This is a genomic window from Candidatus Omnitrophota bacterium (assembly GCA_016929445.1).
Lineage (GTDB): Bacteria > Omnitrophota > Gorgyraeia > JAFGIU01 > JAFGIU01 > JAFGIU01.
Genome location: JAFGIU010000011.1, coordinates 11,957 through 38,127, shown reverse-complemented (window position 1 = coordinate 38,127; position 26,171 = coordinate 11,957). Strand labels below are relative to the sequence as shown.

20 protein-coding genes and 2 pseudogenes are annotated in these 26,171 nt (G+C 50.7%); 2 read left to right on the top strand and 20 right to left on the bottom strand.

Annotated elements, in window-relative coordinates; genetic code table 11:
• Positions 1-157: 157 nt before the first annotated feature.
• The 4 genes from JW937_01280 to JW937_01265 all read right to left on the bottom strand — a co-directional run bounded on the left by JW937_01280 (position 158) and on the right by JW937_01265 (position 6,334).
• Positions 158-2,644 (bottom strand): glycosyltransferase, encoded by a 2,487-nt coding sequence (locus JW937_01280; GenBank protein ID MBN1586042.1) that lies wholly within the window; start codon positions 2,642-2,644, stop codon positions 158-160.
• A 319-nt stretch (positions 2,645-2,963) separates the two neighbouring features.
• Entirely contained in the window at positions 2,964-3,656 is a 693-nt protein-coding gene (locus JW937_01275; protein ID MBN1586041.1) for a peroxiredoxin, read from the bottom strand.
• 49 nt (positions 3,657-3,705) lie between these two features.
• Positions 3,706-5,883: a catalase/peroxidase HPI gene (gene katG, locus JW937_01270; GenBank protein MBN1586040.1), complete on the bottom strand. Its 2,178-nt coding sequence runs from the start codon at positions 5,881-5,883 to the stop codon at positions 3,706-3,708.
• 37 nt (positions 5,884-5,920) lie between these two features.
• Positions 5,921-6,334: a transcriptional repressor gene (locus JW937_01265; protein MBN1586039.1), complete on the bottom strand. Its 414-nt coding sequence runs from the start codon at positions 6,332-6,334 to the stop codon at positions 5,921-5,923.
• 659 nt (positions 6,335-6,993) lie between these two features.
• On the opposite strand from JW937_01265, the gene JW937_01260 reads away from it, so the two are divergent.
• Complete coding sequence (locus JW937_01260) at positions 6,994-8,856, top strand: hypothetical protein (GenBank protein MBN1586038.1); 1,863 nt, start codon at positions 6,994-6,996, stop codon at positions 8,854-8,856.
• A 57-nt stretch (positions 8,857-8,913) separates the two neighbouring features.
• On the opposite strand, the gene JW937_01255 is transcribed toward JW937_01260, so the two are convergent.
• From JW937_01255 to JW937_01235, 5 genes and pseudogenes are all read right to left on the bottom strand, one after another.
• Positions 8,914-9,288 (bottom strand): hypothetical protein, encoded by a 375-nt coding sequence (locus JW937_01255; protein MBN1586037.1) that lies wholly within the window; start codon positions 9,286-9,288, stop codon positions 8,914-8,916.
• A gap of 43 nt (positions 9,289-9,331) precedes the next feature.
• A pseudogene (locus JW937_01250) lies at positions 9,332-10,327 on the bottom strand (hypothetical protein).
• Positions 10,328-10,428: 101 nt separating this feature from the next.
• Complete coding sequence (locus tag JW937_01245) at positions 10,429-11,178, bottom strand: PD-(D/E)XK nuclease family protein (protein ID MBN1586036.1); 750 nt, start codon at positions 11,176-11,178, stop codon at positions 10,429-10,431.
• Positions 11,179-11,609: 431 nt separating this feature from the next.
• Positions 11,610-12,617 (bottom strand): AAA family ATPase, encoded by a 1,008-nt coding sequence (locus JW937_01240; protein MBN1586035.1) that lies wholly within the window; start codon positions 12,615-12,617, stop codon positions 11,610-11,612.
• Between the two features lie 4 nt (positions 12,618-12,621).
• On the bottom strand, positions 12,622-13,194 hold the full coding sequence (locus JW937_01235; protein ID MBN1586034.1) for a nicotinamide mononucleotide transporter: 573 nt from the start codon (positions 13,192-13,194) through the stop codon (positions 12,622-12,624).
• Positions 13,195-13,319: 125 nt separating this feature from the next.
• Here JW937_01235 and JW937_01230 point away from each other — a divergent pair.
• Positions 13,320-13,463, top strand: a pseudogene (locus JW937_01230) (IS481 family transposase).
• Between the two features lie 212 nt (positions 13,464-13,675).
• On the opposite strand, the gene JW937_01225 reads toward JW937_01230, so the two are convergent.
• From JW937_01225 to JW937_01175, 11 genes are all read right to left on the bottom strand, one after another.
• A complete protein-coding gene (locus tag JW937_01225; protein ID MBN1586033.1) occupies positions 13,676-14,593 on the bottom strand; it encodes a nucleotidyl transferase AbiEii/AbiGii toxin family protein in 918 nt (305 codons plus the stop codon).
• A complete protein-coding gene (locus tag JW937_01220; GenBank protein ID MBN1586032.1) occupies positions 14,590-15,192 on the bottom strand; it encodes a transcriptional regulator in 603 nt (200 codons plus the stop codon). Before JW937_01220 ends, JW937_01225 begins: the two co-directional genes overlap by 4 nt.
• A gap of 91 nt (positions 15,193-15,283) precedes the next feature.
• A complete protein-coding gene (locus tag JW937_01215; protein ID MBN1586031.1) occupies positions 15,284-16,519 on the bottom strand; it encodes a tyrosine-type recombinase/integrase in 1,236 nt (411 codons plus the stop codon).
• A gap of 302 nt (positions 16,520-16,821) precedes the next feature.
• Positions 16,822-18,060 carry a hypothetical protein gene (locus tag JW937_01210; GenBank protein ID MBN1586030.1) on the bottom strand — a complete coding sequence of 413 codons (1,239 nt, stop codon included), beginning with the start codon at positions 18,058-18,060 and terminating at the stop codon, positions 16,822-16,824.
• Positions 18,061-18,189: 129 nt separating this feature from the next.
• The gene (locus JW937_01205) at positions 18,190-18,558 is read right to left on the bottom strand and encodes a hypothetical protein (GenBank protein MBN1586029.1); all 369 of its coding nucleotides are present in this window, start codon (positions 18,556-18,558) and stop codon (positions 18,190-18,192) included.
• 131 nt (positions 18,559-18,689) lie between these two features.
• Positions 18,690-18,902 (bottom strand): AlpA family transcriptional regulator, encoded by a 213-nt coding sequence (locus JW937_01200; protein MBN1586028.1) that lies wholly within the window; start codon positions 18,900-18,902, stop codon positions 18,690-18,692.
• Positions 18,903-19,003: 101 nt separating this feature from the next.
• A complete protein-coding gene (locus tag JW937_01195; protein ID MBN1586027.1) occupies positions 19,004-19,885 on the bottom strand; it encodes a hypothetical protein in 882 nt (293 codons plus the stop codon).
• Between the two features lie 15 nt (positions 19,886-19,900).
• Positions 19,901-23,056 (bottom strand): type I restriction endonuclease subunit R, encoded by a 3,156-nt coding sequence (locus JW937_01190; protein MBN1586026.1) that lies wholly within the window; start codon positions 23,054-23,056, stop codon positions 19,901-19,903.
• A gap of 3 nt (positions 23,057-23,059) precedes the next feature.
• On the bottom strand, positions 23,060-24,826 hold the full coding sequence (locus tag JW937_01185; protein ID MBN1586025.1) for a DUF262 domain-containing protein: 1,767 nt from the start codon (positions 24,824-24,826) through the stop codon (positions 23,060-23,062).
• 24 nt (positions 24,827-24,850) lie between these two features.
• Positions 24,851-25,618, bottom strand: coding sequence for a DUF1829 domain-containing protein (locus tag JW937_01180; GenBank protein MBN1586024.1), 768 nt, complete (start codon positions 25,616-25,618; stop codon positions 24,851-24,853).
• Positions 25,618-26,064 (bottom strand): hypothetical protein, encoded by a 447-nt coding sequence (locus tag JW937_01175; protein ID MBN1586023.1) that lies wholly within the window; start codon positions 26,062-26,064, stop codon positions 25,618-25,620. Before JW937_01175 ends, JW937_01180 begins: the two co-directional genes overlap by 1 nt.
• Between the last annotated feature and the right edge of the window lie 107 nt (positions 26,065-26,171).

The following is a 26,171-nucleotide window of genomic DNA, read 5'->3' as shown; positions in this document are numbered from 1 at the left end:
TCCTTGAGTTCGGAAACCGAGGGATGGCTTTTGGATAAAATAGACTTTTTTTCATAAATGCCAGCCTGCCTATGTACAGAAACTGTCTGCTCAGCGAGCAAAGAATGCAAACTCAGGAGTGAATTGCGGAGGAAGCTGACTCTGCGCGGGACGGACTCTAAATTTCCAAAAGTCTTTCCAGATAAAACTCGGAGTCTCCGGGGAACTTAATTGCTGTCTCGGGACTGTCCCCCACCATTTTCCACATTTCATAGGCTCTTTCAAACGCAGGCTCGATGGACCGGGTTTCCGCGTAAAGCCGGCAAATCTTCTTCATCTTTTCCAATCGCCGGGGATCGGACATCAAGGTCTCTATGGCCGACAAGAAACTCGCCTCACTCTTTCCGCTGGCAATCAAGCCGGTCTTTTCGTTGATCATGTTCTCCTGAGGTCCGCCCTGATTGGTAACAACAACCGGAAGACCGCACGCTTGAGCTTCAAGCACAACGTTGCCAAAGGTGTCCGTCATGCTCGGAAACAGGAACAGATCGCAGCATGAGTACATTTCAGCCAGGGCGGATCCGGCCAACTTTCCGGTAAACAAACAAGGCAAACCCTTCAGGCTGTTCTTCATCTCTTCCAGATACGGACCTTCCCCAACGGCAACCAACTGCAAATTTTTGTGCCGTCTGTTGAGCGCTTTGAAGATTTTGGTAAGAAACTCCAGGTTCTTTTCTTTTGAAACCCGGCCCACATAGAGCAACTTAAACGCATCCGGATCCAGACCCTCAAAGCCGGACTTCTCGCAGACGGGTCTAAACCTGTTGACATCCACGCCGCGAGGATAGACCCGCAGCTTTTTGGAATCCACTCCCAATTGAATCAAATCTTGTTTTGAATATTTGGAGGGCACAAACACCACATCCATTTGCTTGTAGAACCAACCAAGGTACTTCCACGCAGCCTTTTCCATGCGATGGTCATCGGTCAACTGGGCCATGTACCGTGCAAAATCGGTATGATGGGTTGCCATCACCGGCAGTCCCAGATTCCGCGCAATAAAGAGACCCGCCAGTCCGACCGGGCCCGGGGTGGCCAAATGAATGCGGTCGAATCCTTTCTCATAACAGTACTTCATCATTTCCAGGACAGGCGGATAGAACAACCGCTGATCCGGATAGAAATCCAGGCGAACCTTCGCAAGAGCCTTAAATATCTTGACTCCCGGCTCCTTCTGTTCCTTTTTGTGATGGCAGGTAATCACTTTGTATTTCTTGCCCAGGATCCGGGATAACTCCACTTGCTTCCGGAGAGTCCGCGAAACTCCATTGACTTCAAAAAGTGTGTCTGTGAAATGGCCCACACTGCATTCAATTTCCGGCAGCAGCTCTTTATCCGATTTGCAGAAACCATTCACCACGCTTCCGCTAAAGGCAACATCTTTTCGAAAAAGAGAGTACCCGAGGCAAAACGGAGCCAGAGACATCCAGACAACTCCTGCGGAGCCCAGGGACTGAAAAAGGTTCAGAAAGTTGCCTTGGAACAAGCTCTTGATGTGCTCTTTGCCGAATCGTGACAGGATCCGGCCGGACAGCTCATTCACCAGATGAAACCACACCTGGTTGGGATCAAGCCGGCTCTTCTTTTTCAGTCTGGCCAGCGACTTCGAATTGGATTTGCGCATTCCGGCCATCTCTTCGCTGATAATCTCCATCATCGTCGCGGCGGCTGGATTTGCCAGACTATTCTTTTTGCCTTTGGCCAATTTGTCCTTGATCAGGGCGGGGATCAACGCATAACCAGTCTTCCCGGCTTTGTCCAGCAAATATCCGTCCAGAGAGCTCAGAACACTTGCCAGGCCCCTGGCCTTGCCCAAAGTTTTTTCTTTGTAGAACTGATAGGCGATGGAGTATAGATTGCGCACAAAAGTCTCAGGGGTAGCCTCCACCCCGATGACCTGGGCTTGGTTGTGGGCCAACCCCTCGAAGAACGCCTCCGGTGAATGGGCTCCTTTCACTTCCGTAAAGCGGCAGCCCAGGGTGAGCCCGGAATGATCATCTGAGCCTCCTGTAAAATTCTTTTTGAGACCCCGAGGCCCCAACTCAAAGGCAGGCTTGATTCCATGCTTATCGATCAACCTCTCCACATCATCCTCGCTAAGCAATCTATTGATGACACGAAGGGCATCGTTCAGAGATTCATTTCTGGAGCCGTTAAGCTCAAAGTTCGGATAGAGCAACAGCAAACGCTCGAAGTGGTCGAGTGTCAGCCTGTCATTAATGGAAAACAGCGGGTGGGCCAATGAATAAGGGATCTGCTCCTGATTGAGGTAGTGCACCAGATCGTAGACATTGTCTCGAAGCCGCGCAATCTCCCTATGCTGGGACTCTGAGATATCGAACACGAGGGTATGCAGCGCGCAGCGATCTTCCGGGAAATAGGTCGTGACCTCCTCACTCACAAAAACATCGTCCAGATGCGCAATCTGGATCGCTCCGTCAATGCTGTTGTGATCCGTCACCGTGACATGGGTCATCCCCTTCTTCTTGAGCGCACGATAAAGCTGCTTGGGCTCGGTGAAGCTTTCGGGCATCCCCAGCTTCTTCAAAGCCCATTCAGAGCACTTTCCCGAATACTTTGTGTGGCAATGCAGATCAATCTTCATTGGCTCATCTCATTGGTACCACGATGGATTATAGTTTGATTGAGCGTGGTGTAATTTTTGGGATATTTTGTGTTGTGCCTTTGCACTATCTAAAGCACTAACTGAAGCCCCGCTTTCAAATATTCCGTAAACACTTTTGGTGCCAAGCAGTTAATAGACGGGAATACTCCAAGAAACTTACATTCTTCAGATAGGCAACTTACGCGCGGAATACACGAGGGAGCAAAACAAGAAGGCGCGAGGTGTGGCACACTGGCGTGCCACACCTCGTCACTCTCAAACCAATTGTCCGGAATGGTGTTCTTTTGACTTGCTGCAGTTACGACAGAATCTCTTCCAACGTGATGTAATCGCCGACGTGGCCGGTCATTTCCTCCACGTCCGTGTTCACGGGAAGGGTCTTCTTGCCTTTGCGCCAACCGGCCGGGCAAACTTCACCGGTCTTGTAGGCGTGCTGCCAGGCTTCAAGCTGGCGGATCAGTTCGACAACACTGCGGCCGACGCTGTCGGCAACTGTCTCCTCAGCCACCACAATGCCGTCGGGGTTGATGATGAAACGGCCACGAAGGGCTACGCCTTCCTGCTCGACCCAAACCCCGAACTTGCGCGCAATATCACCGGTCGTATCCGCACCCATCGTAAGCTTCAGGCCCTTGAGCAAAGGCTCCGTCTCAACAAAACGCTTATGGCTGAACTTGGTGTCGCCCGAAACGGGCACCACGACCACGCCCAGCTTATTCAGCTTGTCGAGGTTGGCGTTCATCGCGGCGATTTCCGTGGGACACACAAAGGTAAAGTCCGCCGGGTAGAAACACACCACCGCCCATTTACCCTTGAGCTGCTCGCTGGACACCTTTGTGTAGTGGCCGCTCGCGGCATCATAGGCCTCCATCTCGAATTCCGGCATCCGCCGCATGACCAAAGTTGTGCTCATTTTCTTCTCCTGTTTAGGTTGGTTTTCTGTTGCGGCGGACTCTACGTCCTCGATCACTTTCAGGGTGTCGCATGGCATTGTGTATTTCCTTCAGTTGTTTCTTCTGCGTCTTCTGGATATCAACGGGTCATGAGGCTATGTCAAAGCGGTCAGCGTTCATCACCTTCGTCCATGCCGCGACAAAATCGCGCGCAAACTTCTGCTTGTTGTCATCCTGGGCATAGACTTCGGCATAGGCCCGAAGGACCGAGTTGGAGCCGAAGACAAGGTCAACCCTTGTGGCCGTCCATTTAACTCGATCTGTTTTGCGATCACGGATTTCGTACAGATTGTCACCCGCGGGTCTCCACACATAACTCATATCCGTCAGATTCACAAAGAAGTCGTTGGTGAGCGCACCCACGCGGTCTGTGAACTCCCCGTGCTTGGCGCCGCCGTGGTTCGTGCCCAGCACCCGCATCCCGCCGGCAAGAACCGTCATCTCCCGAGCGGTCAGCCCCATCAGTTGCGTGCGGTCAAGCATCAGTTCCTCCGCACTGACAACGTAGTTCTTTTTAAGCCAGTTGCGGTAGCCATCGTGGATAGGCTCCAGTGCTTCGAAGGAAGCGGCATCGGTCATGTTTTCAGCCGCATCTCCACGGCCCGGAGAAAATGGAACCGTTATGTCAAGATCGGCAGCCTTGGCAGCCTGCTCGATGCCCACGTTGCCTGCCAGTACAATCACATCGGCCAAGCTTGCGCCGCTCTTGGCAGCAATGGGTTTGAGTACCCCCAGCACCTTGGCCAAACGCGCAGGTTCGTTGCCTTCCCAGTTCTTTTGCGGAGCCAGGGCCAGACGCGCCCCGTTGGCACCCCCGCGCATATCGGATCCCCGGAAGGTGCGTGCGCTGTCCCAGGCTGTGGCAACCATCTCACTCACACTCAATCCGCTCTTCGCGATCCTGGCCTTCACCGCTTTAACATCGTAGTCCGTATTCCCCGCGGGAACCGGGTCTTGCCAGATCAGGTCTTCTTGAGGGGCGTCTGGACCGATATAGCGCGATCTTGGTCCCATGTCGCGGTGGGTCAGCTTGAACCAGGCGCGTGCAAAAACCTCGGAGAAGTACTCGGGGTCTTTGTAGAAGCGCTCGGAGATCTTGCGGTACTCAGGATCCATTTTCATCGCCATGTCGGCATCCGTCATGATCGGATTATGCCGGATCGAGGGATCCTCGACATCGACGGGCCTGTCTTCTTCTTTGATGTTAACGGGCTCCCATTGCCACGCACCGGCGGGGCTCTTTTTGAGTTCCCAGTCGTAATTGAGAAGCAACTGAAAATAACCGTTGTCCCACTTGGTCGGATGGGTCGTCCACGCGCCCTCAATGCCGCTGGTCACCGTGTCCCGCCCAATGCCGCGCTTGGTTTTGTTGATCCAACCCAGACCCTGCTCTTCAAGTCCGGCGCCTTCCGGGTCCGGACCCAGCAGTGTTGCGTCTCCGTTGCCGTGGCATTTGCCCACGGTATGCCCGCCGGCGGTGAGGGCGACAGTCTCTTCGTCGTTCATGGCCATACGCTCAAAGGTTACCCGGACATCATGCGCCGTCTTGATCGGGTCCGGCTTGCCGTCCACGCCTTCGGGGTTGACGTAGATTAACCCCATCATCACGGCAGCCAGCGGATTTTCGAGATCGCGCTCTCCGGAGTAGCGGCTTCCCTGGCTGCCGCTGGGCGCCAGCCACTCCTTCTCCGAACCCCAGTAAATGTCCTTTTCCGGATGCCAGATATCCTCGCGCCCAAAAGCAAAACCGTAAGTTTTCAGGCCCATGGATTCATAAGCGACGGTGCCCGCGTAGGCGATCAAATCAGCCCAACTCAGCTTGTTGCCGTATTTTCTTTTGATGGGCCAAAGCAAACGGCGCGCCTTGTCCAGGTTGACGTTATCCGGCCATGAGTTGATGGGCGCAAATCTCTGATTGCCCGTACCGGCGCCGCCGCGGCCGTCCGCAATGCGATAGGTGCCCGCCGCATGCCAGGACATGCGGATCATCAGACCGCCATAGTGGCCCCAATCCGCCGGCCACCAATCCTGGTTATTAGTCATTAGAGCGTGCAGGTCCTTTTTGAGCGCTTCGAAGTCAAGCTTCTTGACCTCTTCCCGGTAGTTAAAATCCGCGTCCATGGGATTGGTCTTCGTATCGTGCTGGTGCAGAATATCCAGATTGAGGGCCTTGGGCCACCAGTCCATGTTTGACATGCTGCTCTCTGTCGCTCCGCCGTGCATTACCGGACATTTGCCTTGAGTTCCCGAATTCATTTGGTTCATCTTCTTTCCCTTTCCTCTCGGATTCACGAATGGGATATCATCCGCATTTTTCGCACAAACCTTCCAACACAACCTTCTTACCCAGAACCTTAAACTTGGCAGGAAGCTCTTCGGGAATTTGCATTTCATCGTAGGTTTTGTTGTAAAAATCAATGATGGCGTGGCATTTGATGCAGCGGAGATGATGGTGGGGGCTTGTGTTGGTGTCAAAGCACCGGCCCCCCGCACAACCTTCGACCACACGGATAAGCCCCATGTCCGAGAAAGTCAAAAGCGTCCTGTTGACTGTGTCGAAGGAAATACGGGGGAACTTCTTCCGGATTTTTTGAAAAACCCTGTCCGTTGAGGGATGATCCCTGGACCCGGCCAGCTCCTGAAAAATAGCTAAACGCTGAGGTGTTAGCTTAAGCCCGTTTTCCCTGCACTTCGTTTCGAAAGATTCCTGGTCCATGCGTGCCCCCCCCCTAATTCCGCGCAATGAGTATATAGGAACTATTCCTATTTAGCAATCTTGAAAAAACAGGCTCCCCCCATTTGGGGTTTACACGGCCTTTTACTTTCCTTTGTCAATCATCTGTACATGTGCTATGATCTATTCATGCACAACCACTAAGCACACTATCCGTTTTCATCTAACCTATTATTGGAGATAATCTTACAGGCATGCCAACCATTGCGCCAAAAACCCGTTTCCGCCAAAGGGATGCTTTACGCCCCCTCTGGACGCGCTTCATCGCCCTCCTGATCATCCAGGTACTTCTGTTTACCAGTGTGGATTGGACGTCTGCCGCTGTTGAACCCAATCATCATTCCTCAGCCCGGAATTCGCACTCCTGTCCGGGCAGTGGGGCTTCTTTCGCCGAAAGCGCCCGATCCTGCCGTGACCGGCATTTCCGCCATTTGTTGCCAATTACTCCGGCAGCATTCGGGCTGGCGCCTCGGCTGCTCTCGCCCAATGCTTTGGCCGAGCCGGATAGCTCTCTAATGGCCACACTGGCAGCCTTGGCAAACCCTGCACAAAAGGCCGCTGCCCCAAGCTCTGTAAAGCCAGCCCCTTATCCGGCGCTGAGTCCCGCAGCCCTTCAAGCCGGAAGGTCCATCCCCCTGGCAATGCTCTCTGTCGCGTTGGGATTCCTGTGGTTTACCATTGTTGCTCCGACATTGATCCTCAATACTACTCAGCTCTTGGAGTGGGTGGCCGGGACCATTCCCACAGCCGTAACAGATTGGGACTATTATTTTAGGTTTTACACCGAGAGCGGCGGCGGGTTGGAGGCTCTGCAAACTCACCCGTTGGTTGTGCTGTTCTTTGTTGCAATCACTCCCCTTGTCCTTCGCGCTCATTGGCAGCTATTGAAATTTCTGCAGGGACGGAGATATCCCTCCTCTGCACAATCCCGAAGATATTATGAAGGACCGCCGGTGCTTCCGGAACACGGGGGACCATTCTTCAACCCATCGCAGATTGAGCAATATTTAGAGACAAAGTATCCGAGTGACTCGGCGGTTGTTGCCGACCCAGCCCACGCCCACATAGTCCGATACTGGACAGATGTCCTGGGGAACCCTGGAGCTGCGCAATCAGAAATGTTACTGCAATTGATCTACTGCAGAGCGGCCATCAACAGCGGGGAGCTTAAGATCATGCAAAGGGGCGGAAGACTGGCGCATGTCTTCGGTGACTATTTTGAATGGGTAATTGCCACCCGGGACTATGAAAATGCGGTTCGACGCTTGTATCTAGCGCCACCGGCAAACCCAAATACCCCGGGAGACTTTATATCCGCCCCGCCACAGCCTCCTACTCTATGCTATATGGCGCCAACCCCCCTGCGGGATTGGGTCTCTGCAAAAAACTCACAACGCGCTCTCGCAATGCGGGATGCGGTAAGGCAATTTAAGAAAGATTTGGACTATGCGATGCAGGAAGAAAGAAAGTATAGTTTTGCCTACACGGCATTAACCAGGCTCGAAGAGTTAGGGGTTCCCCTCCCGCAAGCCAAGGAATGGCTTGTTCGGCAAGTTGATTATTTACTCGATGAGTTTAAAAAGCGTCACTGGTACCTATACGACAGTGGCACGCCCGCGATGGTGGCGCTATGGTCTAAGCTTGATGAAGCGATCAACCTCAACTTTTTTCGGGCCTATACAAGGCCTGAGGACCTCACACAAGTCGCCGTGTTACCCGGAAAGTCTCCGGAAGGAACGCGGGAAGCAGTGGCCCTTTTTCACAATACACCTGGTGGCCTGGATACTCTTCTGGCTGAGGGCATTGCGTCGGGTCATGTTGTCCCCTTAGCGGAAACCCCCGCTTGGAAAAACGATTGCAATGATAACGGAAAATCATTCCAGCACCGTTTCTGGACACAGCTGTTGGGCGAACACGCGCCGGCTTTCTTAGAGAGATTTGACATGCTTCTGCAAGGCAGGATAAACGCAGCTGACAGCGCGGTATTTTGGGTGCAGCCAAAGACTCCGACAGCGACTCAACTGCAGAGGCTGGGAGTGCTCGGCCACAACGGTGGGCAAAGCCTGTTTGTCATGGATGCCCCCGGCCAACAGACCCCTCATGATCAAGTTCTGGAACGTCTTGGAATAAACAGCCCGGAGGTTCAGCTAAATCCGGAGTCCGGCTGGCGGCATACCCTTGCCCATGAGCTTGCCGCGCGCCTCGGAGGAGCAACGGAGTACCAGAGCCAGCTCATCACCTTGGCCTCCCTGCTCTACGATCGCCCGCCAAAAGGGTTTAATTCTTCAAATGTCCTGGACCCCGCAAACATCGGAAACGCTCTGAGAGCGTTTCTGGAAGCACAGGGGCTTCCTGGTGTCACTCAGGAACAAACCGCTCTTCTTGCAGCAGACTTAAGACTTTTTGTTCAACAAACCCCAGGGATCCCGTTTGCAGAGGATGCTTTGCCAGTGAAAATTGAAACGACACTCACCAGCACCAGGCTGCTGGAAAGATCTTTGTAAGCCGCTATCCTGCTCCCCGTTAACAGGAAGATGATTTCGAGTATACTGACCCCAGATTTAACTCGGATTTCGGGCTTGGGATTTACGGGCCTGAACAAAGCTCCTAACCCCTAAGATCACATAAACCAGCGAAACACCTGCCATGATCGACTGCGTCACAACCGCCATGGGCCGGTCCACTTCAGCTTGCGACAAAAGAGCCGGCAGTTGAAAGACTCCTCTGGCAGAACCCGCTAAACCCAGAACGGCCAAAACTAAACTGGCGTGGATGAGATGCTTGCGGAGATTGGGTTTTGATCCAGCCAATATTCCCATAATCGCAATGGGCAATCCAAAGAACGCGGGAATTAAAGCCGTAAAACTCGCTTGCCCGCTTAGAAAATAGGCCCCCAATCCCAATACAATCAACACCACTCCATAAACAAGTGTCACTCGACTCAATCTATTATCCTTTGTGTTTATCCTGCTCCCATTTTCATTTCTCATACCTCGACCAAAAACTGGTTTTTCTGCCGTGTTGTTTCCGGATTCCGGCTGCATATTCCTTATGGGGTAAAACGCTCTTCCAGTCTTGAATGGAATTTTCCAGCGCGTCGAGCTTCTTCAAACAGCGAACCGCGTGCGAATAGTACTTGGACTGGGCGCGTTTGAGGATGGATTCCAAAAGCGCCCGGTGCAGCGCGACCCTTGCGAGATGGCGGCCCACTTTTTCCATGGCGTCGGCCAAAGAAAGCAAGTGCGTATACAGGTCGCCATTAAGTTGATCCGACCGTGACAGGAGATATTCTTCGCATCCGAATAGGACAGCCGTTTTTCCTCAAAAATCTTCCGGACTTCTCCTTCAAGGATTTTGTCCCGCTGTTTTTCGCCCACAATGTCCGACAACATGGCCAGATTCTCATCGGAGCGGTGTCTGGTGAAAACGCGCCATGCGGCTTCAACAAGCTTTTCCTGAACCTTCAATTCGCGGTAAAGAGCCAAAAGCAATTGATCCCGCTCATTGGCGCGGAAGAACTCTCGGTTTGGAAGGCGCTCAAGCCAGGAAAGCGCGGTCTTCGGATCTCCGGATTCCGGATAAACTCGACCGATATCCTCGCAAGCCGACGCAGACAGTTCCGGCCATGAAACCAACCGCGCCTGTTCAAACAAAGCCGCGTCTTTGAGTTGACGGGCCAGGATTCCAATGGCTAACAGCCAGTGCCGCTTCCGGTACTCTCCCTCCTCCTTATCGGCCATGCTCCACAATCGCTGGATCCATCCGCGAATAAGTTTTTCCGGAGCGCACAAAACGCCTCATGCGCTTCAGCCCCGCCACTTTGGCTTTGAAATTTTTGACTTTCTCCTCGGAACTGGCAGTCAGCCGGCGCACAAGCCCCTCCGCGCGGTCATCGCAAGCCGCCATTTCCAGCAAAGCATCGGCCAACTCTTCCACGCCTTTTTCGATTAAACGGTCACGGACTTCCTTTTTCACAACTTTCACCCTCTATAGCTTAAAAAACATGCGGTCTATCCAGTTATACTAGCCCCGAAAGCCTCTCCGGGTTAGGGACAGTTTTGGCGGCAGTGTTAACACTACGCATTGTGTTCCCCTGCCAGCTTGCGATAGGCGCAGAAATCGCAGTCCTCTGAGGATTGCGGCAAGCTATCTTGCATAAGGCATTCCTTGGCTTCAATTACTGCTTTCTCCACCCAGCTGTCATCGGCATCGTAAGGCAAAATGATCGTTTTAAATACCAGCTTGTCTTGGAACGCTGATTCTTCTTTGACGGCATTCGCATACACGAAATAGCCCGTACTGTTCACCTGATAGCCTAAGCCGCGGAAAATCCATTGATACATTTCCATTTGCCGTTTGTAGGCCTCTCTCCACTCATCTTCAAGCGTCACTTCTCCGTCTTTGCTGGTGGACTTGTAGTCCACAATCAAGAATTCCCCATCCGGCTTTACCCAGATATCGTCAATGGCTCCGGTAATAATCAAATTAGTCTGTTCGTGATGGTACTGGGCCCCCACAAAGTTCTCCCGCCATTGATCCATTTTGCGATCCTGGTAAGGAATGGCATCCACGCCATATTTTTGCATGATTGGATGTGGCTTCCCCTGCTCACGGTATTGGTCGAATTCTTTCTTGAGCAGATGATCCACAGCAGAGTTGAGGGTGAATGCAGGGCCCCGGGGTTGGTCAATTCCAAGTCGGCGATCCAGGTAAAAGCAGCGTGGGCATTTTAAGAATCGCTCAAGGCGGGAGCGACTGAGCTTGTAGGGCTTGTTTGACTCGGGGTCAAAAAGGTTTCGAATTCTGCGCCTTAGAGGTAACGCCATCTAATTTCCAACTTTCGTATCGCTTTTCATCGCTGTCAGGTTGCACTATTCGGACTTTCCGAATAGTCGGTCTCAGATCCGTCTTTTGCTCTATATTTCTCAATATCGCTGACTTTACACTGCTCCCCGTATACTGCTCCCCGTTTGGACCCAGTGCTAGCAAATAACAGGATAACAAAAAGGCCGCCCGTTTGGGCGGCCTGAATTGGTGGAGGTTATAGGAATCGAACACTGCGCTGGATAGCGCGGTAGGACTGAGTCTGCGCGATTCGGCGTTTTGGAGTTACCCTGAAAATTACACTGCTAAATGGCCGCTGCGGCCCTGGCCTTCAAATTTGGCTCTGAATGAGAGTTTGGAAATTGCTATTGATCTATTATTCGAGGCGAGACTGATTGATCCCCTCGAAACCCTAAATTCGACTTTAGTGTGTTCATGACACACATCCCCCTATCCCCACAAACTTGTCGAATCCGTGCAAAATTCTCTCAACTTGCGCAATTCGCTTATCCAAACTCCCCGTGGCACGAATATAGGGAATCCGGCGCATGAAAAGATCCGCACGAATCTGCTCCTGAAATACCGCCCTGTTCATCTCTCCGCTGCGGTCCCACGTATTGTCGTAGGGAATGTCATCTTCGCACAGTACAAACAGGTCGTACCGTTCACGCGTTTTTTCCGCCAAGGCAACCAGGCGCGGATGAACCTGTCCATGGTAATAGAGTGAAAACATGGCTGTCGTCGTGGCGTCTGTATCCACAAAAAGGTACCGGTTGGCTCCCAGCATCAGGGAATCCTCCCTTTTAATGTGCCCCTCGGCAATCTCAATTAATTGCTCAGGCGTCAAACGCCGCTCCTCTTGGTGCTGCTCCCAATATTGCCTTCCATACTCAGGCATCCACACCGTATTGAACTTCGTCGCCAAGGATTGTGCCAAAGTCGTCTTTCCCGTTGACGGAGCACCCAGAAACACGACCTTAGTAACCAGGTCCCGGTAGACGGCCGGGTCAAGGTATCCACGATGAGTAAAGGGATCAGAACGGATCGCCGTCCCAGAAACCGGTACCGTATTTCGCTCCGGATCGACCTGGCAATTCTGTGCACCCAGCGCTTTACTGACATGATCTCCGTAGAATTCGCTGCTATAGAAATGTGTGACCTGCCTGCTCCCAAGTTTGGACAAAATATACTCCTCGTGGCGCCTCATGCCTTCAGGCTCACGGGTAATCTCCGAAGGCCCATCCCAAGCTTCGATCACCTCAACCTGGGGGTAGAGCTGCCGTATCCATCCAGCCCGTACCGGCAATGGGCATATTGTCACGTTCGGCGCATCATAGACCATCACAAGAACTTGATCTGTTTCTGATAGAGCTCTTTCGACCAAAAGTTGATGCCCTTTATGGAAGGGAGCAAACTTACCTAATGTCAAACCGACTTTCATAAGATCACGCAATCCCCAGCGCGTTATGGCAGGCCTTTCTCCAGGCAAAGAAACCTTGCACCGCCAGTATCAAAAACGCGCAATATAGGCCTGATGTCAGATACAGGCCTTTATATAGGTAAATTCCAATGGCAACCACATCCACACAAACCCAAAGGATCCAAGACTCCAACTTTTTCCTTGCCAGTAGCCACTGCGCCGCCAGGCTTGCCACTGTTGTAAATGCATCGCCATACGGCACCGCGGCGTCAGTCCAAGTCGCCATGCCATAGCCCCAACCGCAAGTACCGGCAACCACCGTCAGGCACCAGATTGTGCGGGCAATCTTGGAAAGAAGCGCCACAGGAACCGCAGCACGGTCATGCCCACCATGAAGCCAATAATGCCAGCCATAAATTTGAAGAACCACATAGACCACATGCAGGATTAGGTCAGAATATAATTTAACGTGATAAAAGATGAAGATGTAGAGGAAGACTTGTACTAAGCCTGTTGGCCAACACCAAATGTTTTGCCTGATTGTGAGCCAGACACATATAAAGCCGAAAATGACCGCGGTTGCTTCAATCCAAAACATCACTAGTCAGCATTCCAATCACCAAACGCCTTTCGCAATTCGTGACATAAGGTCAATCCAGTTATACTAGCCCCGGAAGCCTCTCCTTTGAAATAGTTCAGTTTTTTGGGGGCAAGGTCAAATCCCTGCAAACGGACCTGGACATCTGGCTTGATTCTTACAATAATGACCGCACCCATCAGGGCAAAATGTGCTGCGGCAGAACTCCCAGAGTGACTCTGGAGGATGGAAAACAAATCTGGAAGGATAAGTTTGTAAACCAAAACTAACCTGACAGTCGCTTCCTCAATATCGGTAACTGTCAGATCGCGTTTGAACTACTACACGTCAAAATTAAAGCAGCTTACGCCCAGTTATACCTCAATTCCTCCACAATCCCCTAGAGTGCCGACCTTGAAGTCAATACCTGAGTCTTGGCGCTCTTCACTTTCTTGGCTTTTAAGCTCATTCGTTTCAGCTGTGGAGATCAGACGGTTTCCACTTATGGGTGCCAAGGCCCTGAGGCTTTCCAGACTTCCTTAAAGACTTGATCCTTGCTGATTACCTCCAGAGGCTTAACCAAGAAATCTTCTATCGATTTTGCCGCCATACTCAACTGTTCAGGAGCATGATTGATTTGCCTCTTCGATAAGAATGCCTTCCACAACCCCTGCCGGTCGGATTGTTCGTCATAAATCTCTTCTGTGAAAAGAGGCGCACCCTGCGGCAATGGCGTTTTCCGGCGATCAAATGTCTTTTTGATTGCTCCGGCCAGATCGGCTCCCTTGAAATCAAAGCGCCTTGCCAAAAGCCAAAGGTCGTAGAAGTCTTTCATCCGGCTGTTCGCAGAGCCGAGGTAAATCATGGATTCAAATTTCTCGCTGACAACGCTCTCGGCCGTATATCCCTTGAGATGCGGCTTTGGAAAATCCAATATCGCCGGGTAATCAATCGCCCGGGGTCGCGGGTAGACGATGTCTCCGAATCCGAAATCAATCTGCATGGGAATCAGCGCTCGATCGACAAATCCCCGAAACTTGACACGAATGCCTTCGTAATCCGCGTCCTCCTTTATCTTCTCTGCCCTGGTAGTATCTGGGTCAAAAGTGATTCCGTCCGGCACGACCTGAACTTGACAAATCCCCTTGACCACGTTCTCGATCACCGCAAGCTCATTACCGAGCCGCGCCAGAAAATCAATATCCCGCGTCGTCCTTCTCTCAGGGACATCCCAGGCAGTAAACATCAAAGCGCCTTTGAGGATGAACTGCTCCGCATATTCAGACTGGCTGAGACGGTAAAGAAAGCGCTCCATGCCGTAATATTGAAGAATCTCGGCAAAAGGCTGCTTGCTTCCTTCAGCTTTATTCTGAAGCTTGGCCAGCACGGAGGCTCCGACATTCTTGACTTCGTTTTTCACAGGAGGGATTCCAGCACAGGTTTGATCACGTTCCCGACCCGGCAGATTTTCGCGTAGCGCATGATTTCGTTGGGAGACACCCGTTTTTCTTTCAGCCCGATTTTCAGAGCTTGCCTTGCGACATCCGCCCCAATCTTGTTGCGAAATTTAAAACAGTCGGCAAGGGTCTTGGCCAGGCTGTAAATTCTTACCTTGCGGCCCTCCAGGATGTGCTCCTCAATCCCCGCTTCCCAGGTTTTTGCAGAAAAGAAATAGTACCTGACAGGCGGGTAGCCGATCTTGTTGGCATAGTCGCCGCGTCTGATTGCAAGATCCACGGCATGGGGTATTTCATCCGTTGCTTCATGGAAGGAAAGCGCGGAGATGAGGCAGACGACCGCCTTAGGGCATTTGATCGTGACCGTCACCAGATCCGGATTGGAAAGAGCCTTGCCCTCGGCCAGCCTATAAAGGGCACGGTCCACCTTTTGTACAACACCGGAGTCCAGCAGGTCTTTCAGATTGGTTTTGTTGAAACCGGCTTCAAGAACTTCCGCATAGCTGACGATCCCATTCTTCTTCCTGAAAAAGTCTGAAAGGCTCTCAGTTCTGGAGTTCATAGAGCTATCCCCTATTCCTTTACACTTATCAACAAGTGTATCGTATTAGGGATATTAAGTCAAGGGGCTTACCGGTCACGGAGAATTAGAATCAATACGCTCTGCTCGGTAGTTCAAGGGTGTCGGATGGCACTGCTTTGATGGATTCCCCTTTAAGCCCATCCAGATGATCCGCCCATTCCTGCATCATTATCCGGCGTTCCTTCAAATATTCCGCAAAATTATAGGCAGCCCGGACGCTGTTCTTCTCCGCATGGGCCATCTGGCGCTCGATCCAGTCGCGGTTGTAGCCCTTTTCGTTCAGGCGGGTGGCTGCCATGCTTCGGAAGCCGTGGCCTGTCATTTCATCCTGTTCATAGCCCATCTGCCTCAGGACGGCATTGACCGTATTCACGCTCATGGGGCGTCCATTCATGCGGATGCCGGGGAAGAGGTATTTCTCCTGTCCCGTATGCGGCTGAAGTTCTCTCAGAATCTTCAGGGACTGCCGGGAAAGCGGCACGATATGGAGGCGGCGCAATTTCATCTTTTCAGCGGGGATGCGCCATTCCTGGGCCTTGAAGTCGATTTCAGACCACTCAACGCGCCTTAATGCCCCCGGCCTCACGAAAACCAAGGGGGCAAGCTTCAAAGCAGCCTTAGCGACTACCCAGCCTGTATAACCGTCAATAGCACGCAAAAGGGCACCGATTTCTTTAGGGTCGGTGATGGAAGGGTGATGGCGTTCCTTAACCGGCGGCAAGGCGCCTTTAAGGTCAGCGGAAACATCCCTCGCTGCACGGCCCGTGGCGATGGCATACCGAAAAACCTGCCCGCAGGATTGGCGAACCCTATGCGCGGTTTCGATCTTTCCTCTTGCTTCTATCCTTCGGAGAACTTCCAGAAATTGTGGGGCAATGATCTCGCCTATTGGCACTTTGCCCAGAATTGGAAACACGTCGTTTTGTAGCCTCATAATAATCCGGCTGGCATGTGTGGGCGCCCAGTTGGGCGCGTGCTTGCCGAACCACTCGCGGGCCACAGCCTCAAAGCTGCTGGTAGCCTCTTTCTGAGCTTCTGCCCGCTGATTCTTTCGTGCAGCGCTAGGGTTGACACCCTCGGCCAGCTGCCGGCGGGCATGATCCCGCTTTTCCCTGGCCAATTTGAGGGACACATCCGCATAGATACCCAAGGAAAGTAGTTGCTCCTTGCCCTGGTAGCGGTACCTGAACCGCCACCACCTGGACCCGTTAGGGTTGACCTGAAGATAGAGGCCACCCCCGTCTGTAAGTTTCTGGAGTTTCCCGTTGGATTTGGAGTTTCTGATGGCAGTGTCGGTGAGCGGCATTTTGAGCTGTTACCTTCAGGTTGAAAAGTTACCCTCACCATTGTTGGCTGTCAATGGATTTCTTGGGAAGGCGCTGGATAGGTAGAAAGCAAAAACCCCTGATTTCTCAGGGGTTTAAGCACTTCTTTGAACTGCCTTGGATGATGCTGGATTTAATGAATGGTGGAGGCGGCGGGAATCGAAAATCACGCACCAAGCCGCGTGGTTACTGCATATCTTTGATTCTTAGTTTAGTAGGTACCCCCAAAGATACCCCCAAATTTTTCTGCTGCACTCTCTAAACGTCTATCTTGATACCCCATCTAATCTGAACCAGTTATCCTCTTGACCCACTCTGCCATGAAAGGTGGACTGGCATCGTCTTTTACAATGCCGGTAGAGCTTGGACGAAAAAGTGCTTGAAGAATTAGCCTGCGGTCTTCATCCTCGGGCATTTTACCCTCGTTAATAAGGGCAAGGTAAGTCTGCATCATAGTTTCTCGCTCCTTGGCGTCACTGAAAAGATGCATATTGCTCAACAAAATACGCACTAATATTCTTATGATCCAAACGCCAATCGTTGCCACTAAGGCGACCAAACCTACCTCTGTGAAGGTCAAGTTGGCTATAGTCCCCTCGATCTTCAGCTTTGTGATTGTTAAGTACAGGAAAAGCCCAACTATACAGAACGCAACTATTGTTGCAACCGCAAAACCAATTGCGAGATTTTTGTGTCTTACTGCTTTCGTCCCCCAATAGGTGACCGCTGAGTGTAGTCCAAGCTTCTCTTGGTAAACGTTTTCTAATTCCTCAAACTTCTTATCAATCGCCTTGCCTCGTTCCTCAGATTCTTTCCCGGATTGCTCCATAAACTGAGTAAATTGACTCACTCTCTCAGTAGATTTGGTTTCTTCAGAACCACAAAAATTTTCAAATGATTCCTTTAAGGAATTGAGATTTTTCTTGGTGTCGTTGAAATACTCCTGCCAAGCATCCTTGACTTTCTTAAGAGCCGCATTTTCGCTCTTAGCATTTCCCTTAATGGCGCTTTCGTAAAGAAATGCTCTAAACATTCCCCTTTGGCCAACAATGGAATTGAAATTGACGCTTCCGTTGTCTTCTAAAAAGGTCGCTAACATGGTACCTGCAATGGCGTACCTCTCGCTCTCTGTTGAATCACATATTTGTTTTAGCAATTCACACTTGGGTGAGCTTCCCAAGACGGTTTTCTCGTTGACGTAGATTCTTTGAAACTCTTGAGCAAGTTCATTGAGGGACCTTTGGAGCTGGTCACCCTGGGGCTGTTTCTTAGCGTGTTCAAGGCGGCTTTGAATCGAGTCCAGGCCACCCAGTTGTTTCTGGATAATCCGAGATCCATTGTGTACATTCCTGAGAGGCTGCCGAATCCACTCCCATAACTCCCGTTCCTTTTGGAGCCACTCCTCTATTTCCTTCAGGGAATGAAATACAATTTGCCCATTTTCAGGGCCAACCTCAACAGTTAATTCTATGCTTGCTTGCTTCTCTTCCATTCTCTCTTCCTCAAAGACCTCCACGTCCATGTCAAACTATTTTACAGGCTTGTGAATCTTCTGCCCAGCCTCAAACTCCAGCCCTCTCTCATAGGAAAGACTTTCGCTTAAACCTGGGTTTTGCAATAGGTTCCCCTTCTCTAAGACTCTTCCCCTCCCTTACTCGTCCTTGTCCAAATCCATTTCTTTACTTTCCCTTCCATTCCCTTCCAAAGGCGAATGTGCGGTGCGCATTCGGCGTTTGTTCGGCGAATCCGGCACAACCCCCTTGCGGTCCGGGTGTCGGTAGGTCGGCTGGTCAATCCGCTGATGTTTCTTCCAGCCCGTGACTTCCCAGTACTGCTCATTTCCAACTTCGTATCGAACGATCAGGCCTTCTTTGATCAATTGGTCGATCCATTTCTGAATGTCCTTTGATTCAAAATCGTCGCCGGGGAACACTTCCATCTTCAGGCGTTTAATATGCGCCTTGTGCCGTCCGGCATCATCACAAAAATTCCAAAGCCCGATAAACAAGAGTCGTGCCATGGGATCAAGCTCCGTAATCTGTTCGCTTGTCCAGAACTCAGGTTTTATGGTTCTTATTCTGGCCATGAGCTTGTCCGTCCATTTTTTTGACCGACAATTAAATACTCATATTTTGTGAGACAAGGCATCATTTATTTCTGCCCTGCCTTCCGTGTTCTTGTTCGACTCTCCTTGATACGGCCTTGTACCCAGGCATCCACCTCCTCTTCGATCCAGCCAACCGCCCTCAAGCCCAGTCGGACTGGCCTTGGGAACCCACCAGTCTTGATTCTTTCGTAGATGCCTGACCTGGATAATCCAGTACGCTCTTTAACCTTAGGAAGCCTAAGAATTGTATCCGACATGTCTGAACCCCCTTGTTGGTTTGTGGACGGGTTCAGATTACGCGGGGCGTAGGGCCGAATTTCTAATTGGAAAAGAAAAATTCTAATTGGAAAATTGAATGTCAATCGAGGGGCTTATCTTCGAGGTAGGCTTCCATAACTTCAGCGACATCTTTGAGAACTGGAAGGATCGCCTGATAACTTACGTTTGCACCCACAGTCTCCGTCCACTTCCGCACACGCTGGGCCAATGCCCTTTGTCTTGGGTCTACACCCGCCTTCATGCAAAATGCAGCCATAATTCCCAACAACGTTCGCCGGTGCCGACTTCCAAGCGGTTGATCTAGCTTATCTTTTGGACCAGCACTCATTTGTTGAAGGGTCGTCCTCAAGTGAGCATTTTCAGCCAACAGCTCCTTCACCACAGCTCTTAGCTTATCGAGATCATCAGAAAGTGGGCTTCGCCTTGAGGCCTCAGTCAGAATTACACGCCCCAAACCGGTATAACCAACTTCTCTCAGATAACGGACTTCATCTATAAGGCTCGCCACAATCCCAGCCTCGTCCTCCTCATACTTATCGAAGGCTTGCCCAGGATTATGCCCAAACTGCCCTACCCACTCTCGCAATGCTTCATAGCCGACAAAGGTATTTTCAGCATCAATAGCTCCATCAAGGCTCCTTCTACAAAAAGCCGGCTTTAGGTTGCCCCCCTGAATAGCATCAACCAGAGCCTTTTCAAACTTCTCGCTATACCCAATTACGGCACTCACCAACTTCGGGTCTTTGGGATTATAGAGTTCCTCTTCTGGGATTTCGGCTTCGATCTCCCCTTGCATCCACTTGTCCACAGCAATCAATCGAGCAGCATCTCTCAGGGGCAGATGCCATATACCAAGCTGAGGCACTTTTGACAACACCTCATAATCACGCAGACCCCTTTGCCCCCAAGAAGACAGGTCTGCAAGGACCAGATGTTCTCTCTCTGATTTTTCACGACTCACTTCGGACCGACCATTCTAGGCATTGGCTTCCTCATCCCACTCTGAACACAGCACCTCAGCTTGCTCCAGAACTGTTTGAGTGGCTTTTTCCTGTTTGTCGGGAGGATACCCATATTTTCGGAGGATTCTTTTCACAAGAACGCGAAGATGCGCGCGCACGTTTTCCCGGAGAGTCCAGTCAATTGAGATATTGTTTTTCACAGCCTCAACCAACTCTCGCGCAATCAGGCGTAAGTTCTCATCACCTAGAACCTTGACCGCACTATCATTCGTCTCTAAGGCATCATAAAAGGCCACTTCGTCCGCGTCTAACCCAAGCGCCTCACCCCGGCGTCCTGCTTCGCGCATTTCCTTGGCCAAGCCAATCAGTTCCTCAATCACTTGGGCAGTCTCAATAGCCCTGATCTGATATTTCCGAATGGATTGCTCCAACATCTCCGCAAAAGACCGGGCTTGCACCACATTTCTTCGGCTCCGGGCCTTAATCTCTCCATCCAGCAGTTTCTGTAGCATCTCCACAGCCAGATTCCGCTGAGGCATATCCCTCACCTCCGCAAGAAACTCATCTGACAATATGGAGATGTCCGGCTTCTTTAGTCCCGCCGCAGAAAAAATATCCAACACTCCTTCGGAAGCTACAGCTTTGGAGACAATCTGACGTATGGCATGGTCTAGCTCGTCTTTGGACTTCTTACCGTTGGTAACGCGCTTGCGCAAAACAGCCCGGACTGCCTGGAAAAACCCAACATCATCCTGAATTTCCAGTGCCTCTTCTCTGGGAATCGCCAATGCAAAAGCCTGGGAAAGTTCTGTGACAGCTTGTATGAGCCTCTCCTTTCCATCTTGCTGCTGCAAAATGTGCTCCTGGGCAGATGGAAGGAGGCCAAGGCGAACCTGGGACGAACCGGTAATCCAAGCAGACCAATCAAAGCCGTGAAAAAGACCACAGCAAATTTCATATTTCTCCTGCATCAGTGCCACGGCCTCGTCTTGATCAATGGCTGTCTTACCCGTTCCTCCGCTCTCTGTGTAATTGGCCAGAGCTTTCTTCAAATCATGTGCCAGACCCAAATAGTCCACAACCAGCCCACCTGGCTTATCCTTAAACACCCGGTTCACTCGCGCTATTGCTTGCATGAGTCCGTGGCCCTTCATCGGCTTATCCACGTACATCGTATGCAGGCAAGGCGCATCAAAACCCGTCAGCCACATATCGCGCACAATCACTATCTTGAAAGGGTCCTGCGCTTCTTTGAACCGATTCGCCAGTTCTTCCCTTCTTCCCTTGGTGCGCGCATGGAAGGCAACCCTCGGCCCCTCTGAGGCATTGCCAGTCATCACCACCTTGACCAAGCCCTTTTCGTCCGCCTCATCGTGCCAATCTGGACGCAGCTTGACGATGGCATCGTACAGGTCCATGCAAATACGTCGGCTCATGCACACAATCATGGCCTTGCCATCCATCACCTCTAACCTTTTCTCAAAGTGCTTCACTAAATCCTCAGCTATCAGGCCAACCCGCTTTTCAGCCCCCACAAGGGCTTCCAACTGCGCCCACTTGGTCTTGAGTTTTTCCTTGTCTTCAACCTCCTCTTCTTCAGTGGCTTCTTCAAACTCAGGGTCAATGTGCGGACGTTCCGACTCGTCCAACTCCAATTTCGCTAATCGGCTTTCGTAATAGATTGGAACCGTGGCCCCATCTTCAACCGCTTGTTGAATGTCATAGATGCTGATGTGATCGCCAAAAACTCTGCGGGTATCTTTATCTGCATTTTCAAGCGGCGTACCTGTAAAACCTATAAACGACGCATTGGGTAGCGCCTCGCGCATGTGGCGCGCAAAACCATCAATAAAATCGTATTGGCTCCGGTGGGCTTCATCAGCAAGCACTACAATGTTTCTCCGTTCGGAGAGCAGAGGATGCTTCCCACCCTTCAGATCAGGAAAGAACTTATGTACCGTAGTAAAGATCACCCCACCGGAAGCTCTCCGCAGTCTATCACGTAAGTCCTCGCGGCTTTCAGCCTGTTCAGGAAGCTGCCGGAGTAAATCCTGGCAGCGGGAAAACGTACCAAACAACTGGTCATCTAAATCATTTCTATCCGTGATCACTACTAAGGTAGGATTCTCCATGCCTGGGTGGAGGACGACACGCCCAGCATAGAACGCCATAGTCAAACTTTTACCCGCTCCTTGCGTGTGCCACACAACTCCAATCTTCTTGTCTCCCGGCTTGGAATCTTGCGGCGCACCTGCGTAGTACGTACCACCCTCTCCAGATAGCGATGCCCCTCCCAGTTGATTGGAGGCTCGTAGGGTCTGTTCGACTGCCACGTTCACGGCATGATATTGGTGGTAACCGGCCATCTTTTTGACCAGCTTTCCACCGCCCATGTCTTCCAAAACAATGAAATGCCTGATCAAATCCAAAAACCGACGCTTTTCAAAGACGCCTTGGATCAACACCTGAAGCTGCACCAACATAGAGTCTGCTAATCCCTTGCCCCCAATGGTCTTCCACGGCATGAACCATTCGCGTCCCGCTGTTAATGTCCCGAGTCGTGCCTCAAGTCCATCGGAGATCACTAGAGTTTCGTTGAAGGTAAATAACGATGGGATTTCTTGCTTGTAGGTTTGGAGCTGTTTGTAGGCTGACCAAATATCCGTGTTTTCATCAGCAGCATTTTTTAGCTCTATCACAGCCAGCGGCAACCCATTCACGAAAACCACCACATCGGGCCGCCGAGTATGCTTGTTCTCGCACACGGTGAATTGGTTGACCACCAGCCAATCATTGTTGTCAGGATCATCAAAGTCAAAAATGTTTGCTTGGTCGCCAGCGATCGTCCCGTCTGGCCGCTTGTATTCAACCGTTACACCTCTGGCAAGCATCCGATGAAATTCTCGGTTGTTCTCCAAAAGCGAAGACTTTTCTGGAATAGTCAGCTTTCGGTAGGCTTCTTCAAGAGCCTCGGTGGGTAGATTGGGGTTCAGATTCGTCAGAGCTTGGCGAAGGCGAGCAGCAAGAACGACATCTCCATAGTTGGGATGCTCTCGTTCGGCTTCAGGTTCCCCAAAAGCAATCTCAGGACCATGTTTGAACTCGTACCCTAGCCCCTGAAACCATTCAAGGGCTGCTTCCTCGACTTCTGATTCGGTAAACCTCGCCATACTCTATCCAAGTGTTTCATATCCTTGGCGGATAATGTCTGCCATCAAATTGCGACGTTCAACCAAGAAAGTCGCGTAATCTAGATTCTCCCATCCCTCCGGAAGAGCGTGGAATCTTTGCATTTCTAGCCAATCTGCAGATGCAAACCGCCTCTGGATTTCTGGCACGTATTCAGCAGGGGGCATATCGCTAATCGCCAGATTGTCCGGCCATTCAAGGAGTGCGAAATTTGCCATTTGATTGATCACCTTGAGATCATCAATCCCCTGTCTCTCCAGCCAAGCTCTCGGGAAAAGATGATGGCGCTCTAAAGCTTTTCTCGTAGTTTGCACAGTGGGATCAATCAACTCGTTCACCCGTTTATGTGAAAATAATACAGGCGCACCCAACCGATTTTGCGCTGCAACATAAGCGAACAGTTCAGGGTTGCGTGCTGAGGATGAGTCAAGCTTTGCCGGAAGGTTGATCGTCCAGAAATCGTTGGTCAAATCAGAAGCCATCATATTGTGAAGTAATTCCACAAACTGAGTGTCTGTCTTGATGTTTTTAAGCCTGTTTAAATCCCCGTCCATAATGGTTTCCGGCGAGCTTGTATACCGGCCCGTCAGAGTTGTAAAAAAGAACCAGCGGCCAATCACCTTCTGGAGGACATGCTCAGGTACGGAGAACCTTATCCGGCCGATTAGGTAAAAAGCATAGGCATAAAGAAGCGCGTTTTTGGAAGAAACCATGGCTCCACTGCGAAATCCTGCTCCTACCAGAGCGCTAAAAAACTGATGCCAATTTTTTAAATCCAGCACTTTAGCCTGGGCTTCTTGCAAGACTTGGAACTGAGCCTCTCGCCTTTCGGACGAAAACTCGCCGGATTCTAAGTCCTTCCCCCGGAGTACCTGGTAAACACTTTTCAGACGCCCTCGACTGAATCCAAAAGCAATCGAGACACGCAAGAGCTGGTCTGGGTCTGGCTGAATAAAGTGATTAAACGGCGAGGCGCCCTTATTCGATGTGGACGGTTTCCTTGAATTGCGGCAAAATTCCTCCAAAGCATGACGGCCTTTGTCCCAAAAAACCGAAAGCAGTGTCAAAATAAAATCAGCCTGGTTGAGCTTCACGCCTTCGCTGTTGATACGAACGAAAATATCAGCCACCTGCTCTTCATCAACTGTCGATGCTATTTCAAGGGCTGTGAAAGGGTACTTTTGCAGATCGAAAAGGCGATCCAAGTTGTGGCTGATAATTTCTTCTTCCTCGCCGCTTAATTCGGACTTTTCCCCAATCTTTTGGAGAAAACCCTTGACCATTTGATAGCTGGATTTTCCCGATGCCCAAAGCTCTGAGATATTGGGAATCCATTCAGGATCTCGGCGAATAGCCGCATCTGCGACTTCAAATTTGCCATCCTGAGGGTGAAAGGCGATCTCGATTTCACGTTCCCGGTAATCTTGATCCAAAACCTTTCGGCCTCGAAACACCGCGTACAAAGATGTCAAACGCTGCTGGCCGTCCACAATCAGCCGAGAAGGAATGGAGTGCCGCTTGTTCTCCAAACCGATCTGCTTGACCCCATTTGTCTGGGCGTTTTCCCAAAACAATAGATAACCGACCGGAAAACCCCGATACATCGAGTCAAACAAATCCCTCACCTTAGCGTTTGACCACACAAAAGGACGCTGAATATCCGGCAGGCCAATATCACCAATGTCAATGTAGTGAAGCAGCGCCGATAGATCGTAATCTACACGTTTGAAGCAGGTTTTTAGTTCACTCAAGTTTGTTCACTCATAAAATATCAATCAGGCCGCAAGCTGCTCTCGATAATCTTCACGCTGGCTCCACAGCACTGGGTTTATATCGTAATTTCTCAAAGCATCGACGACACCCTCAGAAATTTCACGCTCCCGATCATTAAGAAAGGCGTAAATTCTAGAGCCTTGCGGGCGCACTTCCTTAATATCAATCCACGAAAAGGTAAGTAATTGGACAGTCTCTTTGTTTGGGCGATTAACAGCACGCAACAACCGTTCAGGTTGTTTTCGAGAAGAAGGGATAACAAAATCAAACAAGTGATCAAAGCTTGATTTACCAGTAAACTTGACCTTAGAGGTATACCGCACCTCATTTAGATCAAGCCATCCCTGAACGTCTTCATAGAAAACACTCGCAATGGTGGGGGCAGCCAAATAAAAGAGATCATTAACAGCCATAATGGCCTGAATAAGATTATGCTTTCTCAAGGCAAAATTATCAGCCGAAGCATGGACAAGCAACTCACCTTCTTTGTTGGCAACACCAAATCCGTTAAGAGTTACTTTCAAGAGATCCTTGCGTTTTGGCGAGTCGAGATTGCATCCAGACTGTTCTAAATCAGTTATGGTATATCTATCGTCCGTAAGCAAATAGCCGTGACCCTCCTTTTTGACGTATATCTGGATATAGTCATTATGGCGATCAAGGCATGGCGTTGTAATTTCTACCCAAGAACTGCCTACCTCTCGAAGCAATGTTTTGTCTTTGAGCCAATTGATGTAATCGTGAATAAGCTGTCTGATTTCCTCAATCATCAGAAAAGACCTCTTTCAATATTTGGAGGCTGGCTGATATTACAATAGCGCATAAAGTCCTGCAGCGTCTGCCATAGGTCACTGGTATTCGTAAACCTTTCTTCAGGAACTGGTATCGCCCATTTGTCCCCATATCCCTCCCGGTATATATGCAAGTGAGGGCAAGGAATTTCCTCATCGTCCGGATTTCTATGAGGTGCGCCTGCCAAATCCAATCGTACTAACACAACCACTTGTCGGCCTCTATTCTGATAAGTAGATTTTGCAAGGTCAATCCTCGCACGGCGAATATCGAGCAAAAATTTTTCACGCCGATCGGAAGATTGAAGAGGTATGGCCAATGCTCCCCCTCCAAAAGGAAACTCATAGGAGTCATCGGAAATCCTATGCTTTTCCAAAGCAATAAGGGCATCTGCTTCTGATTGTGTCAAATCAATTTCAGCCACCGAAAACACCCTTTATCATTTGTCAGTTTCCTTTTTCACCACCTCACGCTCCATGTAAGCCATTCGATTGTGCATCTCGGCCCGCAGCTCGTTCTTGCGGAAAAGAA